The 18,559-nt window shown below is 33.9% G+C and carries 10 protein-coding genes; 4 read left to right on the top strand and 6 right to left on the bottom strand.

Translation table 11 applies throughout. The annotated features are described in order from the left end of the window. Nucleotides 1-8: 8 nt before the first annotated feature. Entirely contained in the window at nt 9-983 is a 975-nt protein-coding gene (locus ABDW27_RS02220; protein WP_343694424.1) for a ribonucleotide-diphosphate reductase subunit beta, read from the bottom strand. 736 nt (nt 984-1,719) lie between these two features. On the opposite strand from ABDW27_RS02220, the gene ABDW27_RS02225 reads away from it, so the two are divergent. The 4 genes from ABDW27_RS02225 (at nt 1,720) to ABDW27_RS02240 (ending at nt 7,502) form a co-directional block, all read left to right on the top strand. Further along, nucleotides 1,720-3,204 (top strand): ankyrin repeat domain-containing protein, encoded by a 1,485-nt coding sequence (locus ABDW27_RS02225; RefSeq protein WP_343694425.1) that lies wholly within the window; start codon nt 1,720-1,722, stop codon nt 3,202-3,204. Nucleotides 3,205-3,508: 304 nt separating this feature from the next. Next, nucleotides 3,509-3,991 (top strand): DUF2271 domain-containing protein, encoded by a 483-nt coding sequence (locus ABDW27_RS02230; RefSeq protein WP_343694426.1) that lies wholly within the window; start codon nt 3,509-3,511, stop codon nt 3,989-3,991. A gap of 138 nt (nt 3,992-4,129) precedes the next feature. Next, nucleotides 4,130-6,313: a PepSY domain-containing protein gene (locus ABDW27_RS02235; RefSeq protein WP_343694427.1), complete on the top strand. Its 2,184-nt coding sequence runs from the start codon at nt 4,130-4,132 to the stop codon at nt 6,311-6,313. A 199-nt stretch (nt 6,314-6,512) separates the two neighbouring features. Beyond that, a complete protein-coding gene (locus ABDW27_RS02240) occupies nt 6,513-7,502 on the top strand; it encodes an FAD:protein FMN transferase (RefSeq protein WP_343694428.1) in 990 nt (329 codons plus the stop codon). Nucleotides 7,503-7,508: 6 nt separating this feature from the next. On the opposite strand, the gene ABDW27_RS02245 is transcribed toward ABDW27_RS02240, so the two are convergent. The 5 genes from ABDW27_RS02245 to ABDW27_RS02265 form a co-directional block, all read right to left on the bottom strand. Continuing rightward, nucleotides 7,509-8,150 (bottom strand): Pr6Pr family membrane protein, encoded by a 642-nt coding sequence (locus ABDW27_RS02245; protein WP_343694429.1) that lies wholly within the window; start codon nt 8,148-8,150, stop codon nt 7,509-7,511. 118 nt (nt 8,151-8,268) lie between these two features. Beyond that, complete coding sequence (locus ABDW27_RS02250) at nt 8,269-10,710, bottom strand: sugar-binding domain-containing protein (RefSeq protein ID WP_343694430.1); 2,442 nt, start codon at nt 10,708-10,710, stop codon at nt 8,269-8,271. Between the two features lie 161 nt (nt 10,711-10,871). Beyond that, nucleotides 10,872-14,393 (bottom strand): malectin domain-containing carbohydrate-binding protein, encoded by a 3,522-nt coding sequence (locus ABDW27_RS02255; protein ID WP_343694431.1) that lies wholly within the window; start codon nt 14,391-14,393, stop codon nt 10,872-10,874. A 380-nt stretch (nt 14,394-14,773) separates the two neighbouring features. Continuing rightward, complete coding sequence (locus tag ABDW27_RS02260; RefSeq protein ID WP_343694432.1) at nt 14,774-17,503, bottom strand: glycoside hydrolase family 20 zincin-like fold domain-containing protein; 2,730 nt, start codon at nt 17,501-17,503, stop codon at nt 14,774-14,776. A gap of 108 nt (nt 17,504-17,611) precedes the next feature. Next, on the bottom strand, nt 17,612-18,496 hold the full coding sequence (locus tag ABDW27_RS02265; protein WP_343694433.1) for a TIM barrel protein: 885 nt from the start codon (nt 18,494-18,496) through the stop codon (nt 17,612-17,614). Nucleotides 18,497-18,559 lie beyond the last annotated feature (63 nt).

An 18,559-nucleotide genomic window follows, 5' to 3' on the forward strand; every position in this document is an offset into this window, starting at 1 on the left:
TTGTTGTTTTAGAAAAGATCGTTTGCCGTAATACTTTTGTCGTGTTTTGTATATTCTACAGGTCTTTTTGCAAAGAAATCATCTAAGCTGTTGGCAAAAACTTCTTCTTCAAACCAGGCAAGAGCTTTATAATCTTCCATATTAACATTGAAAATGGTTGGAATTCCAATTTGTTTTAAGCTTTCGTCAATTCTAAATTTCATAAAATTCACTAAATCACCTTTTTTAATACTTTCGATTTCACCTTCTTCAAATATCCAGTCTAAAATATCTGATTCAACAGCAATAGAATCCTTAACCGTTTCTCTTACCAATTCAAGAGTATCAGCATCAAAATAATCCGGAAATTCTTCTCTGATTTTATTGATAATGAAAATTCCGCCATTAGCATGAATCTGCTCATCAATAGAAGTCCATGCAATAATGTTGCTCACATTTTTCATATATCCTTTAAATCTTGTAAAAGAAAGCAGAATAGCAAATTGACTGAAAAGTGAAACATTTTCGATAAGAATACTGAACAAGATCAGCGAAACCATGTATTTACGATTATCCTGAGAACGGGTATCTTTTAAAACATTCGAAAGATAATCTACACGACGGCGAATAACCGGAACGTCAAGTAGTTTTTCAAATTCGTCATTATATCCTAATACTTCTAAAAGGCGTGAATAAGCCTCAGAATGTCTGAATTCGCACTCCGCAAACGTAGTTCCTAAACCATTAAATTCAGGTTTTGGAAAATGCTCATAGATGTTTCCCCAAAAACTTTTTACGGCTACCTCGATTTGTGCAATTGCCAGCAGACTATTCTTTACTGCTGTTTTTTCTGCTAAGGTCAAATGAGCATGAAAATCCTGAGTATCAGCAGTAAAATCAACTTCAGTATGTACCCAATACGCTTTATTTATCGCTTCTGTAAATTGTAAAACCTCCGGGTATTCAAAAGGTTTATAATTGACTCTTTTATCAAATATAGACATATATATAGTATTTAACGGTGACTAAGTAAGGATAAAAAACTGCAGGATTTGGGGACGGAAATTGCTACGTTTTCTATACATACAAAATTAACCCCTCGATGTTCTTTAGTCTAGGTTTTGATGTTAAAAATCCGAACAATTATCAACAGGAAAAAACGAGGTTAAAAATCATTAAAAATACAATTTATTAACAGGCACATAATTTTGCGTACTTCCCGAATTATCAGTTATTTAAACTGAATCTAAATAGAATTATCAACACAAAAAATGAAATTATGACAGCAAATTAAAAAAACAGTTATCAACAGGTAAAATCAATTTTTAGTCTATTTTCGATAAAAGCTCATCAAAAATAAACGTCAGATTTCCTCATAAAATGAGTTTCATTATGACAAAAAAGAGATCCTGAAAACTTAAAAATGTTCGACCAATCAAAAACATAAACAGTTAACAAACAATTATTTAGTTTTAAATTCGTTAAAAAAAGTTAAACAATTATTAAACCAAATTATAAAACTCATGTCTTACATTTTATTGAAAATAGAGATACTAAATTTTGATAGCTGAAAAACAGAAATTCAATTAAAATTTAATTAAGATTAAACTTTTGATCACAATAAAACTTGATTTAAAAATATTAATCTTTACATTTGCTCTTATTTTAATTTATTCTAAATAGCTGTTAATTTCATCTATAATTTTTGGAGTTAAAATTCCAATTGACAACATAAAAAATATGAAAAAGAATCTTTTTATTTCTTTAGCATTAACCGCAACATTCTTTGTTAGCGGGCAGCAAAAAAATTCATTATTAGAACAATCGTTCTGGAAAACTTCTCCAACAATTGAAACCGTAAAAGCTGAAATTGCAAAAGGAAATAATCCTGCAGAAGCCAACATAAATGCATTTGATGTTGCTACACTAGCAATAAATAATGATGCTCCAAACGAAACTATTAAATTTTTACTAGATCAGCCTGGAAATTCAATTACAAAATTAACACACGACAACCGTATTTATTTACACTGGGCTGCTTACAGAGGAAATACTGAATTGGTAGAATACTTAATAAGTAAAGGTTCTGATGTAAACTTTGAGGACAGTCACGGAACTACACCGGTAGATTTTGCTGCTTCAAACGGGCAATCTAATCCAGCTTTGTATGATGCTTTTTTTAAAGCGGGAATCGATCCTAAGAAAAAATATGCCAACGGAGCAAATCTGCTTTTATTAGCAATTCCTTCTGACAAAGATTTAAAAGCCGCTGATTATTTTACTACAAAAGGTTTATCTATTAAAGATGTTGATAATGACGGAAATACTGCTTTTACATACGCCGCAAGATCTGGAAATATTGCTCTTTTGAAAAAACTTCTTGAAAAAGGAGTAAAACCAAATGATAATGCCCTTTTTACCGCTGCCCAGGGAAGCCGTAGAGAAACTAATACTATTGAAACTTATAAATATTTGGTTGAAGAAGTAAAACTAAAACCAACAGCACAAAATAAAGCCGGACAAAACGTACTACATATTTTAGCAGGAAAACCAAATCAGGCAGAAATTGTGAAATACTTTTTAAGCAAAGATGTCGATGCTAATAAAGCTGATAAAGAAGGAAATACGCCTTTAATGGCTGCTGCTTCTGCAAAAGATATTTCGGTATTGGAACTTTTGCTCCCTGTAACTAAAAATAGTAATGCTCAAAACTTAAAAGGAGAATCAGCTTTAACAAATGCTGTAAAATCTGGAACTCCGGATGCCGTTTCATTACTTTTAACAAAAGGTGCTGATGTAAATGTAAAAGATAAAGATGGAAACAATTTAGGAATTTATTTAGTTCAGTCGTACAAACCAGCCGGAAAAGAAACTTCTGACCCGTTTGATGCAAAAGTAAAATTACTTCAGGATAAAGGATTAAATTTAGCAGCGACTCAAAAAGACGGAAACACTTTGTTTCACCTGGCAGTTACCAAAAATGATATTGCATTGCTTAAAAAAATCAACGATTTAAAAGTAGATGTAAACGCTAAAAATAAAGATGGTTTAACAGCTTTGCACAGAGCTGCCATGATCGCAAAAGACGATGCGGTTTTAAAATATCTTATTTCTATTGGAGCAAAAAAAGATATCAATACAGAATTTGATGAAAGCGCTTATGCTTTAGCCAAAGAAAATGAACTGCTGACCAAAAACAACGTGTCAATTGACTTTCTTAAATAATAAAAGTTATGAGTTATGAATTATAAGTTATGAGTTGTTGGCTTACTCAAAATTTTATTTTTTAACTCATAAAATTTATTGCAAAATGTAAGATATGCCGTAAGGCACAAAATATCGGTAGAAAAATAAAATGATGATGAATTTAGTGTGCTTTAGGTACACAAAAAAACATAGCGTACCTACGGCACGCAAATGAATCCTAATTTCTTGGCTACCGATATTTAATGCCTTACGGCATATTTAAATTAATAATTAACAATAAACCCATTATAACTGATAACTCATAACTCATAACTTCATAAAAATGAAATCAATATTCAAAACAGCTCTTATAGCTGCTCTTATATGCCTGGCTTCTTTTCAATCAAATGCGCAATCGAGCAAATACAAATGCATGCTTCAAATGTCAAATTATATGGGAGAAGGTGCATACATCGTGGTTTCGCTAATTAATCCGTCTGGAGCATACGAAAAAACACTTTATGTAATGGGCGATGACAAAAAATGGTATAAATCATTAAAAGAATGGAACAAATTCCACGCTCAAAAAAATGATGACATCAGCGCAAAAACAGGAGCTTCGGTAACGGGAGGCGATCGCAGCGTAACAACAATCGAAATCGAAGATTCTAAAATAAACAAAGGTTACAAATTACGTTTTGAATCAGCAGTAGAAGATCAGAAATATTATGTAAGCGATCTTGAAATTCCACTTACAACAGAAGGTCTTGCAGACAAAACAGATGGTAAAGGTTACATCAAATATGTAAGACTTAACAAAATATAATTTTTGTTAAACCTTTTCTTAACTTAACAATAAGCAGGAATTTTATTTTTCTGCCTAAAATTGAAATCAGGCTTTGTCAGAGTTTATATAACTTTGACAAAGCTTTAAACATTTAATTACAATACAAGAATACATTCAATGACTCTTTCTTTTTGGCGTTATGCACATTTGGCTTTAGCCTTGTTTTCTTCTATATTTCTGCTTTTAGCATCTGTAACCGGAATCATTCTGGCAATTGATGCCGCACAGGAAAAAACACTTCCTTACAAAGTTGAAAATTTTGACAAAATTACTTTAGGAGAAACACTGCCCGTTTTAAAGAAAAACTATTCTGAAATAACAGAATTAAATGTCGATTACAATCAGTTTGTAATGCTTCAGGCAATGGATGATGACGGAAACGACATTAATGCCTACATCGATCCAAAAACCGGAAAAGCATTAGGAAAACCAGTCAAAAAAAGTGAATTTATTCAATGGGTTACAAGTTTTCATCGTTCGCTTTTTCTGCATGAAACCGGGCGTTTTTTTGTGGGCGTAATTTCATTTTGTTTATTATTGATTTCGATTTCCGGATTTGTTCTGGTTTTAAAAAGACAAAGAGGCATCCGTAATTTCTTTTCAAAAGTTATAAAAGAGTATTTTACTCAATATTATCATGTTCTTTTAGGACGTTTGGCTTTAATTCCAATTTTCGTTATTGCGCTTACCGGAACTTATTTATCACTGGAAAGATTCAACTTTTTTATAGGCGAAGAAAAAGCAAAACCTGTAAAAACAGAGCTTTCGGCAGAAGCCAAAAAAACATCGGTATTTAAAACAACGCTTCTTTCTGACGTAAAAAAAATCGAATTTCCATTTACTGATGATCCTGAAGAATATTATATCATAGAACTTAAAGATCGTGAAATTGAAGTAAATCAGGTTGATGGCACAATAATTTCAGAAAAACGTTCGCCTTTTACCGTTCAGCTTTCCGCTTTAAGTCTTGATCTTCATACAGGAAGAATAAACGGAATCTGGGCTGTAATTTTGGCTATTGCCTGCCTTAATATTCTTTTCTTCATTTATTCTGGTTTTGCGATTACTTTAAAAAGGAGATCTAGCCGAATTAAAAATAAATTTAAAGCTAATGAAAGTACTCATATTCTTTTAGTGGGCTCTGAAAATGGAAGTTCTTTTCGGTTTGCCAATGCTATTTCAAAACAACTAATCGACCACGGTAAAAAAACTTTTATTGCTGAATTGAATAGTTTTTCGGTTTATCCAAAAGCAGAACATATTATCGTTTTTTCATCTACGCATGGTTTAGGCGATGCTCCTTCTAATGCAAAAAAGTTTAAAGCGCTTTTGCAGAAACAAAATCAGGAACAAAAAATTAAGTTTTCTGTAGTTGGTTTTGGTTCTAAATCGTATCCGGATTTCTGCGGATTTGCCATTAAAATTGATAAACTTTTAGCAAAACAAAGCTGGGCAGAACGTTTTTTAAAATTACAAACCGTGAATGATAAATCGGCAGTTGAGTTTGTCGAATGGGTAAAATTATGGAGTGATAAAGCTGAAATTCCGCTTGCCACTACTCCATCTTTATACAATCATGTTCCGAAAGGTTTACAGAAATTAATGGTATTGGATAAAACGCCAATTTCGGATACTGAACATACTTTTATTTTAACATTACGTGCCAATAGCAGAACTAAATTTGCTTCGGGCGATTTGCTGGCTATTTATCCCGCGAATGATTCGAGAGAAAGACTTTATTCCATTGGAAATCATTCAGGAAATGTCCAACTGGTTGTAAAACTACATCCAAAAGGATTGGGTTCAGGTTTTTTAAATAATTTAGAAATTGGAGACACAATTAAAGCCAGAATTATCAATAATAAAGCTTTTCATTTTCCGAAGAAAGCTTCAAAAGTGGCTTTTATTTCTAATGGAACCGGAATTGCGCCTTTTCTGGGAATGATTGAACAAAATAAGCTTAAAAAGGAAATTCATCTTTACAGTGGTTTTAGAATGGAAACCCCTACCCTTTCTGCTTATAAAAAGTTTGCCCGAATCATGATTCAGAAAGAGCATCTTGAGAATTTTAACGTGGCCTTATCCCGAGAAGAACAACGCATTTATGTAATGGATTTGATACGAAGAGATACTGCCTTTTTTATTGATTTATTGAAAAATGATGGTGTTATTATGATTTGTGGTTCTCTCGCAATGCAAAAAGATGTTGAAACAATCCTTAATGAATTATGTATTGAAAACGGAACAAAATGCCTTCTGGATTATAAAGAGAATGGACAATTATTAACCGATTGTTATTAGAATTTTAGATTGTAGATTGTAGATTTTAGATTGTAGATTTTAGATTGGAGATTTTGGATTGGAATTTTGATTTTGGAATTTATAAATCCCGTAGGGATTGTATATCGGTAGCCATCATTTATTCGTTCCAAAATAAAACCCATCGGGGTTTCACTTATTGTCTCGATGAATTTTTATTAAATTCCTTAAAAAAAATTTTATGCATAAATTGTCCTATAAAATTTTATTTGTTTTTGTAATTAGCTTTTGTTTATCAGCACATTCGCAAATATTACGAAAAAGAACTACCCTGCTTATGGGCGGACGTTTTGATATTAACATTGTTGCCCAAGATTCACTAACTGCCGAACAAAGTATTAATGAAATCATTACAGAAATTATCCGAATTGAAAATTTAATTTCAGACTGGAAACCGGATTCTCAAGTTTCTCAAGTAAACCAAAATGCCGGAATTAAACCGATAAAAGTCGATAGTGAAGTTTTTGAACTTACTCAAAGAGCCATAAAATTATCTGAAATAACAAAAGGTGGTTTTGACATAAGTTTTGCCGCAATGGACAGAATCTGGAAGTTTGACGGATCAATGACCGAAATGCCTTCGGCGGAAGCCATAAAAAAATCGGTTGAAAAAGTAGGCTATAAAAATATCATTCTCGACAGCGTTCAATCGACAATTTTTCTAAAATTAAAAGGAATGAAAATTGGTTTTGGCGCTCTGGGCGAAGGTTACGCAACCGATAAATGTCGTACCATGATGATTACAAAAGGAATTCAAGCCGGAATTATAAACGGTTCCGGAGATATGAGTACCTGGGGAAAACAACCTAACGGACAGCCTTGGAAAATAGGAATTACAAATCCGTTTAAACCTGAAAAAATTTTGGCAGTTGTTCCACTAAATCAAGGAGCTGTGACAACATCCGGCAGTTATGAAAAATTTGTTGTTTTTAACGGAAAACGATATTCGCACATCATAAATCCCGCAACCGGATATCCTGCAACCGGTTTATGCAGCGTTACGGTTTTTGGTCCCAACGCTGAAACTGCGAACGGATTAAGCACTTCCTTAATGGTTTTAGGCCAAAAAGAAGGTTTGCTTTTACTTCAAAAATTTACTGAATATAGCTGTGTAATGATTACTGATAATGGAAAAGTGATTAAGTCTAAAAATTTTATTTATAAGTTATAACTAAAATCAATGTGCTTTTTTAGCTCTCATTTTCGAAATCAAAATCAGTATAATTGATAAAATCACAAATGCTATTAAAACAAAAAGACCGTTTCTAATGGCTGTTTTAAAACCTAATTTAGTAACATCGATAAAAGGATACGGATAAAAATTAGTTGCGATTCCGTGAAATAACGTAAAAATTATATAGATAACCGGATAAATCAGCCAAAGCAAAATAATCCTATAAGAGATTTTTTCGGGGCTGATAAAAAACAGCCAGTAAATAAAAAATAAAACAGGCACAATGCTATGGAAAATTTCACTTACAATACGATGCTGTCCTTCTAAATTTACTATAGAACGAAGCAGTAAATTAAAAACAATTCCAACAATCAGAATATAAACTGTAACAGCCGTAATGGTGGTACATTTTGAGAAAAAAGAATTGATTTTGAATTTTCTGCCAAATAGCAATACTGCAGTACAAATGAAAACAATAGTGTTTGTTGTAATGGTAAAGAAACTAAAAAAGCGAACTGCAGCGCTGAAAAACGAAAATGCTGATCCGTTTAATAATAAATAAAACTGCATTGGCAATGCGTATAATTCTAAAGCAAAAATTATAGCCGGCAAAATTTGTCTTTTCGTGATATTTTCTTTTTCCATATTTTACTTAAAGTCAGAATACTAAAGTAAAAATTTTATTTAAAAAAATAAGTAAACCATATAAGTTATATAAGTTCAATTAAGCGAAAACTTAAATTACTTATATAACTTATATGGTTTAAAAAATCTTTGTGGATCTGTGACTTTGTGAGATTTGATTCACTTTAACTTCAATTGCAGAAGGCTGTAAATTAGAAGTCGTCGCTTTCAACTGAACATTGTCTTTCTTTCCATTCGATTGAATAATCACAACACATTTTCCATTAAACAACTTACAAGAATTTGCTTTAAACGACTCTAAATTGGCTTGATATCCATTATCAACTCCGACTAATTTTCCTCCACCTGTTACTTCAAAATTGATTAAATCCATGGCGTTTGGCACTAAGTTTCCGTCTTTGTCAAGCATTGAAACCGTAATGTAAACCAAATCGTAAGTATCATTTTTGATAGACGTTTTATCCCCTTTTAAATCTATTTTAGAAGCTTGTCCTGCTGTATGAATTTCTTTTTCTAAAACCACTTTTCCGTTCTTTCTGGAAACGGCTTTTAAAGTTCCTGGCTCAAACTTCACTTTCCATTCAATATGCAAATCATCATTTTGTTTTGATTTTTTGCCAAGCGATTTTCCGTTTAAGAATAATTCTACTTCATCGGCATTATTGTAATACGCCCAAACATTAATTTCCTGATCTTTTGTCCAGTTCCAATGCGGTAAAATATGCAGAACTGTTTTCTTCGACCATTCGCTTTGGTACATATAATACACATCTTTTGGAAGTCCAGCTAAATCGACGATTCCGAAATACGAACTTCTTGCAGGATATGGATACGGATCAGGTTCTCCGATATAATCAAAACCTGTCCAGATAAAAGTTCCCGCCATGAAATCCTGACTTTTAATTGTTTTCCAGTTTTCTTCGTGTGTAGCGCCCCAATATGATTTTACCTGATCGTAAGCCGAAACGGTCCAATCTGCATTTCCGTCAAACGGAGCACCGTGTTTTGTTGGCCAAGCTTTAATATTATCCGATTGATCATAATGTCCGCGCGTTTCTAAAGCTGAAACACTTTCTGAAGCTAATATTTTCTGTCCTTTAAATTTAGTTGGAAAATCTTTATAATCTTCATGTTTGTAATTGAAACCTAAAAGATCTAAAGCTCCAGATTGGTAAATAAAATTCTTCTCGATTACATTTTCGGTCAAAGCAGAAGTTACAGGACGCGTTACGTCTAAAGATTTTACAATTTTCGCCAATTCTCTTGTAATCGCAATTCCAGTCGAATCAAACTGTTCTCTGATTTCGTTCCCTATACTCCACATCATCACCGACGGATGATTGCGATCTCTTTTGATAAAATCTTCTAAATCTTGTTTGTGCCAAGCATCCCAATCTTTGTGGTAATCGTTGGTTACTTTTTTCTTTTTCCAAACGTCAAAAGCTTCGTCCTGAACAATGAATCCCATTTCGTCACACAATTGCATCATTTCCAAAGAATGTGGATTATGAGACATTCTAATAGCGTTTGCTCCCATTTCTTTCATCAAAGTCAGTTTTCTTCTAACGGCATGAATGTTTTCTACCGCTCCTAAAGCACCATTATCATGATGCAGACAAACTCCGTAAATCTTGGTTGGAACACCATTTAATGAAAAACCTTTTTCTGAATCGAAATTAAAATATCTAAATCCAAGCGGTGTTTCATAATTATCAACCAATTTCGATTTCTCGTAAACTTTAGTAATAACTTTATACAAATACGGATTTTCTGTATTCCATAATTTTTGCTGTTTTATTTCTAAATTATGAATCTTTTTCTCAGACGTTTTAGCTCCGATTTTTTCTATTGAAGTAAAATTGGCAACTTCTTTATTTTCTGCATTTACAATCGAAGTAACGAGCTTAAATTCTTTAACAGAAACATTATCATTATCAATGGTAACTTCTAAATGTATTTTTGATTTTTCTGCTGAAACTTCTGGCGTAGTAACAAAAGTTCCCCATTTTCCAACGTGCAGTTTTTCGCTCGCAATTAATCTTACATTTCTATAAATCCCAGAACCCGTGTACCATCTCGAATTAGGCTGAGAATCATTATCTACTTTTAAAGCAATAACATTTTCTTTTCCAAAGCTCAAATATTGAGACAAATCATATCCAAAAGAAATATAACCATTTGGACGAATGCCTACTGATTTTCCATTGATAAAAACTTCACTATTCTTAAAAACACCATCAAATTCAATTGAGACTGTTTTGTTTTTCCAATTCGCAGGAATAGTAAATGTTTTACGATACCAGCCTTTTCCAGCCGGTAAAAATCCCTGTGCTTGTTTGGTTTTAGCATCTTTATCAAAAGCGCCTTCGATACTCCAATCGTGCGGTAATTGTAGCGTTCTCCAATCAGAAACATTGAATTTGGCATTTATTGCTTCAGGATAATCTCCTAATTTAAAGTTCCAGTTTTTGTTGAAGTCTTCTACAATTCTGACTTGTTTTTGTGCAAAAATTGAAACTGAAAGCATGATTGCAAATGCAAGCGTAATTTTCTTAACCATATTTTTATTTTTTCTCTCGCAAAGACGCAAAAGCGCAAAGTTTTTTTTTCTGAACCATATAAGCAATATAAGTTCATTTAAAACAAAACTTAAATTATCTTATATTGCTTATATGGTTTAATTTCCTTTGCGACTCTGCGTCTTTGCGAGATTATTTTTATTTACTGAAATTCGAAATTATCCAACATTAACCCCTTCAAATCATCGCCTTCCAACGTAATTTTATACGTTCCTGCATTAATATATCCTCCCGAAGTTGTATTTAAAATCTTCCATTTTTCAGGCGATGGGAAAAATTCAATCGTATCATTTCGCATTAAAATTCCGTACGCATCTTCCATTTTGAACTTCACTTTTAAAGGTGTTTCGTTTCGATTCATAAAACGGAAACGCATTAAATAAATTCCCGCAACGCCCGGTTTTACTTCAAACTCGATGCTATTATTTGTCTTTTTAGTGAACTCAATATAATCCGCTTTTTTGAAATTTCCTTTTTCGATTCCCGCTCCAGTTGTTTTTGTTTTTTCAGCTTCGATGATTACGACAGGTCTCGAATCGTCTTTTTCGCCCATGTCGTAAGTTGGAACGACCACAATGGTAGAGATTGTTTCTCCATTATCAAAAAGAACCTTCTCGCCTTTATTTACTTTTTTAGTAAAAACCTCAAATAAAATTCCGTTGCTGTTTTTCGCTTTTTCCTCTATCTTTTTATAATCCAAAAGTCCGTTTACTGTTTTTATTTTACTGTCAACTAAAACATAAATCGTCGATTCTTCTTTTGCTGTAAATGAACCTTTATTTTTTGAATTAATTGAAAACTGTAAATAATCTGCTCCAAAAACTTCTGAAGGCAATTCGGTAAAACTCACTTCTGAATCAACATATTGCTTCGAATTAATATCTAACCAAGAAGCTATTTTAAAGTCTTTAGAATCTAAACTCACATGCTGAATATTGCTTGGAGATTCTGTAACAGGTTTACTGTTTTTATCTTTCGTAGCAATCGCAATCGCAGAAATAATCGCCTGCGAAGCTTTTACATTTGGAAATGAAATTACAATTTTTCCGTTTACGCTTTTTACTACGAACGTTTTCTTTAAAGCGTTGTCATGTCCTGCTTCTGACCAAATATCAAAATCTTTTAAAACTACATTTTCATTAATGGCAACATCAAACAAACGCCAGCCTTTGCAATCCATTCCGCCTCCAGTTCCGTACCAAGGTTCTGTGAAATAAAGTTCTACTAAATATTCGCCGTCTGGAGCAGGAAATTCGTAACGCAATTTATCAACACCATATCTAAAACTTTGAAACAACTCAGGATCTTTTGTGCCGTTTATTGGATCGAAAGTTTTTCTTTGGCTGGCAAAAAAGTCTGGAAGTTTCTCAAAATTATCGGTCCATGATAATGAACCCCAAGTATTTTGTCCGCTTTTATGCCTGTCTGTCGACCAAATATTTCCTGAACTATCTGTCAATTCAGAACCTCCGCAGTTAACTCTATAAAGATAATTGTAACTTTTATTCGGTTTTAAAATATCGTTTTTATCCGCAACTAAAGTTTCAAAATTGGGTGCTTTAGGCAAATTATTTAAAACAATATAATCTTTTGCAACTACTTTTCCGTTTACATAACCAACGGCATATAAAACATTATACTGAATATTGACATTATTGAATTGAAAATGCTGTCCGATTCCCGGATTTTTTAATTTTCCAAGTGAAACTTTATTGACGTCATTAAACAATTCCACTTCATCACAATTGGAATAAATATCGATTCCGTTTTGGATTCCCGGTTTTTCCCAACGGCTTGGCCAAGTGTGCGAAACGATATAAACCATCGGATTGGTTTTGTTCGAAACATAATTCGCCCGATACATATAAAAAGCATCCAAAGGTTCACCCCAAATCGTAAAAAGTCCTTTGTAATTTACTGGACCAACTTTGTCAATATCTCTAAATCCTTCGCCATTCTGCACTCTTCCCGGATTTTCGTGCGAAGCAAAAAGCCAGTTGAATTGTCCCGCAATTTTATCTTTTACCGATTCGGCTTCTCTAACTTTAATTTCCATTAATTGAGAAAAACGGTTTTCGCTTAAAGTCCCTTTTTGATCAAACTCGCCCTCGGTATGTAAATCGGCTGAACGCCACGCGCCATATTCTCCGTTTAATAACTGCGTTGTCATTTCTAAATGATACTTCAACGGATCTCCACCGTAAGTTCCCGACCAGTTTTGAACCACATTCCAATCGGTTCCTTCTCCACCATTACAAGTCGTTACAATTCTTTGCGAAGCTGATAACGGATCCATTTCGCGGATAGTCTGCGTGCATTCTTCAGCAAATTCTTTTGGAATCGTACTTTCGTTCTGCAATCCCCACATTACTACAGACGGACTGTTTCTGCGTTCTTTAATCCATTCTCTTAATAATGTTTTAAAGTTTTCTTTGAATTCTGGCGTATCATACCAAATATGTGCAGAAAACTGACTCCAAAATAAAATTCCGTTTTCGTCCAATTCTTTTTGATATAATAAATTATGAGGCTGATGTGCTTCTCTAAAAGCATTAAATCCGCCTGCTTTGATTTGCCCAATTCTGGAATGAATCATTTCATCTGAAAACGAATGACTTTTTCCAATTAAATGTTCGTATTCACAAACGCCATTTATAAAAACCAGTTCGTCATTTATGAAAAAACGATTATCTTTTCCGTCACGGCTAACCGGCCAGCTCACCCAACGAATTCCGTACGTCGTTGTTAATTGATCAATTACTTTTCCATTTTCGTAAATTGAAGTAACCAATTTATACAAATACGGATTAGATGGCGACCATAATTTCGGATTTTGAATCTCAGGAAGTATCTGCGCTATTTCTTTTGTTTCTCCAGAATTGATTTTGTTATCGATTTTTATAATAGCAACTTTCTTTCCTGAAGCATCTAGAAGAATATTTTCAATTGTTAAATTTCTTTGTGAAGTGCCGTAATTCTTGATTTCTGTAGTTGTATGAAGAATAGCCTTTCGCTTAGAAACTGATTTATCATTCCAGATATGAACGCCAAAAGGCTGAATTCTGACATCGTTTGTAATTATTAAAGAAACTGGCCTGAAAATACCCATTGGCTGAGAACCTTCCGAAAATCCCCATTCGCCAGAACAGCCACCGCAAACCCAAGGTAAATCGGCTATAAATGACGGATGTGAAGCTTTTACTAAAATGATATTTTCTTTGTCAAAAGAAACGGCTTTTGTAATGTCTAATGTAAAAGTCGTGCGTCCGCCTTTGTGTTCTCCAACTTTTTTGCCATTTACCCAAACAGTAGCGTACGAACTTACACCTTCGAAATAAAGAAAATGCTGTTTTAAGCTGTCTTTCTTATCGAGTTTTAGTGTCTTTTTGTACCAAGCAGTGCCGTGTAAATTTCCATGTTTTGTTCTTCTAAAACCATAATACTGATCCCAATTGTGAGGCACACTAACCTTCTGCCAATCAGAATCAGTTTTTGGATGGTCTACAAACCTCTCTTCCTGCACCGGAAGATTTTCCAACATTATGGTTTCCCAAGATGAATTCAGCGAAATCTCTTTACGAAACTTCCCTGAATCTTTGCTCTGACTCCAAACAGAGCAAAGACTTGAGAAAAAACAAAAAATAAAAAAAACTATTCTATTCATATTTTCTTATTAAACCATATAAGTAATATAAGGTTATTAAAGTTTTTATTTCACTCAACTTTTTGTCATTTCGACGTAAGGAGAAATCACACTAGTAACTCGACAAAGATTGACGAAATTTCGAGACGGAATTTCTAGTGTGATTTCTCGTTCCTCGAAATGACAAACTATGCGGAGTTACTTGCGGAGATCCCTCGTTCCTCGGGGATGACAAGATTGTGTTTATATTTTCAATTAAAACTAACAGATTTTAAAAACATGTTAGGTCTAAATTAACAACGAGTTCGCGTGAGGGATTGAGGCGGTATCCTTTTATGTAGCGGAGCGGAATAAAAGATATAGCCGAAAGCCCGACCCGGAGGGGCACGCCCAAATTATTCTTAATAAAACAACCAGTCTATCGCTGCTTTTTCTCCTGCATCAATATATCCAACATCACGTGGCGTTATGGTTTGATCTGCGTCGATAAAACCTAAAATCAATACTTTTCCTTTTCCTAAGTCTAATTTATTCTCGCCCGGTTGGAAAGTGTATGTATGAATATTTACACGTGGAAGCTCTTTTAAATTAATAGCACTTGCCAAAATCACTTCGGCCTGACCGTGAGCATTTCCTGCTGCATCAGTTTCTAAACTTGGTGGTAACAAAAATCTTTTTTGATCTGAATTGAAATACCCCACAACTAATTTAACAGCTTTTGTATTTCTAAACTTTGAATGTGTTCCTTTTTCGTTTTGATCGTTTTCTACGAACGAGAATCCTTTGAGATTTTGAAGTTCTGGAGCGATTTTAGTTAATTCAGAAATATCTGTTCCGTACACTTTTGTTCCAGTTTTAACTAAATAAGTTCCCGGTTTTTCGTCGATGAAAGTTACTTCAGCTGTTTTCCAAGGTTTTCCTTCTTTGGTTTCAATTTTACCATCTTTTGATGCTTTTAGCTTTTCTAAATTTCTTTTAAAATTAGCCAACTCACGTTCGTAATGAGGTAACAATTCAGCCCAAGTTTTGTTGTTTCCATCGTCTCCTCCAATCGGAATTCGGCGTTGAGCGGTCTGCATACTATTCGCATAATAATAAGTATCTTTTGTCAAGTTAACCAATAATTCGTAATGCTCGATGCTTTTCTCTAAATGAGGCATTGCTTTGTCTAAATCGCTGATATCGTTTGAATAACTGTATCTTAAAACCAATAAAGCTGCTTTTACTTTTTCTGAAAAGAAATCGGCGAAAGCCTTATAAGCATGCATATCATTTTTAAGACGTGCAAATTCTTCTTTGTCTTTGGTTACGCTCGCTTCAGCTTTATCAATTGCTTCAACTGCTAATCTTCCGTGTTCTGTAATTTCAGCAATAATCTGCGTTGGAAGTTCACCTGAATGCGGTTCTTTGTTCCATTCTTTTTTAGCATATTCTAAAAGCAATTCTCCCGCTGGTCCGCAAGATTCGTGGAATCCTGGATAAACACGCCATTTAGACGGATTTACCAACTGACTTTCGAACATTCCTAACAATAAAGTTTGGCGATTTCCTTCTGTGATTCCGAAACGTCTTAAGGTTTTTGGAGCAATTTCACCTGTTTCTTCGTATGCTTTTAGAATGTTATTTGCTGCTTCTTGAGTTGTTCCGAATTTCGTTGCTAAATCTTTATCCCAGAATTTAACTTCTTCGTTACGATCTCTTTGGCTATCCCAAGCATATCTCGCCCAAGCTTTGTACCAAATCCAGTCACGATCCATTTCTAATAAACGTTCTCCTGATTTCGTTTTATCTGCTGAATATGGCCAATCCCAATACGAAGCCTGTGGATATAAATGCAGTGCATTTGCTCCGTGAACACTGTGCATCGCTTTTACCGTTTTCTGAATAAAATCTGGCGAACCATATCTGAAAGGTTCTAAGTTTGCCAAAATATGAACGTTCTCAATATGAATTGATTTAAGAGCGCTCAACTGTTTGTGCGTTTCTCCCCATGGTCCGCCCGGAGTATAAGTTGTTAAAGATTCACCAGTATATTTACTTTCTGTGTAAAGGTTTTTGTATAACGGAAGTGATTTTTCCATTACCAAAGGCCCGTCTGTATCGTGAGAACGAAGGATAATTGGCGGTTCTTCTGTTTTTCCTAATGCCTGTAAACCGTCACGAACACCCGGAATAATGGTTTTGGTAAACCATTCTACGTCATCATCAACGGTATTGATTGCTTCTCCCAAACAAACCATTAAACCAACGTTTGGGTATTTTTCTATGAAAGCGGCGATAGATTTTCTGGTGTAATCAGATAATAAAGGCGTTATTGGTCTTGAACGATCCTGAGTTTTAATGTTGTAATGCTCTGCAAAAGGTTTAGAAACAAGAATATTATAGAACATCTGAATTACCCAAATTCCTCTTTTATTGGCTTCAACCGTTAAGAATTTATAGATTTCTTCATTTTTTTTAAAATCTTCATCGCTTACTTCTACAGCAAAAGGATATTCTTTTAGTTTCACTAAAGAAGCAAAAGGATGTCCATTCCATAAATACAATGAGTTCATGCGGTTTTCTACCAGCATATCTAAATATTTCACCCACAAAGCTTTATCATAAAACCAAGGAAAAGTTTCTGGTGTATACGGATATTCGTAAACATCACGCCCAGGAAGATAAACTGGTTTCTGCATTCCGATACAAGCGCCTCTCAAAACCATTTCCGGACTGTCATCAATACTAATTTCTGAAGGAAGTTTTCCTGAAGCTTTAATTTTATCTGTTAATTCTAATGCTCCATACAAAGCTCCTGAAGCATCTGTTCCTTCAATATAAATTACATTATTTTGAGTACGAATCTGAAAACCTTCTTTCTTAGTTAATTTGCTGTCGTCAATTTTAGCGCTTTTAGCAGTCTGTTTCCAGAAATCGGTTCCTTTTTCTCCTATTACAATTACTTTATCTTTTGATTTTTTGAATTTATCAGAAGAAGTTACGCTGAAACCTTTTGCTGTAAGCGTTTCTGATAATTTCTCTGCTCCAAATTTTACTCTCGGCGAATTGGCATCACTTACAACTGTGATGTTCTGCGCTGTCGCGAAAGAAATGAAAAAACATAAAAAAAGTAATTGTAAATATTTCATGGTAATATGATTTATTCTTGAAAATGAATTAATCTGCTTGATCTGCTAAATCTGCGAGAGTATTTTTTTCCCGCAGATCTAGCAGATTTAGCAGATATTTTTTTGATTTTAGTTTTGGAAAATGCGTTTTAAATACGTCACATTTGCTCCGTAATTAGCTTTTACATTATGAACTTGTATTACATCACGAGAACGCTCTACAATCAGCCATCCGCTCCATTTCATTTCATCTAATGTTGCTTTGATTTTAAGCATGTCAATCGCGGGGTCGTTTTCTAACCAAAATTGATCAGTATTTGAAGCATGGATCTGCGCTAGATATTTCTTGCCTAAGATTTTTAATTCTGACGAAATATCTCTTTTATTGTCTAAAGCATTCGCAAAATTGAATGAACTTTTAATGTATTTTGAACCGACTTCGTCTAAAAGTTTTTTCTCTTCTGTCGCGTCCAAAGAAGTTTCAATTGCAATTACACCACCAATTTTCCCGACTTCTTTTCCTGCCCATTGTAATCTTTTAATTACTTCTGGACGCAATTCCGGATTTTTAACTAAATCGGTCTGAGTTCCTAATGGAAGATATGCCACTTTTACTTTCATGTTTTTCATCGCCTGAATACAATCCGTAATCATGGGCGTGATTTCTCTCGTAGCAAAAGATTGTGCATAAAATCCAGACATCGCAATCGAACTGATTCCAACGCCAGTTTCTTTTGATTTATCTAAGAATTTTTGTCTTTCGACTGGGTCGCCCAATTTGCTGTCAAAAGTTGGGCGGTTTCCTAAACCTCCCATATCGAGTTCGATCCCGTCTGCTTTGATTTCAGATGCTAACCCAAAAGCACCTAATTTTTGTCTTTTCAAAATCATCCAGTCGCAAACCGCAACTTTATATTTTTGTTTTTTGTTTGAAGACTGAGCTGTTGCACAGCTATTGAATGTTGTTGCTACAAGAATAAGTATTGCAACAATTAAGTTTTTATTTAGCTTCATGTTAATTGGTTTTACCATTAAGGCATTAAGGAAATTAAGCTTCAATACTTTTAATAATTATCA

The sequence above is a fragment of the Flavobacterium sp. genome, from assembly GCF_039595935.1.
Classification (GTDB): Bacteria; Bacteroidota; Bacteroidia; order Flavobacteriales; family Flavobacteriaceae; genus Flavobacterium.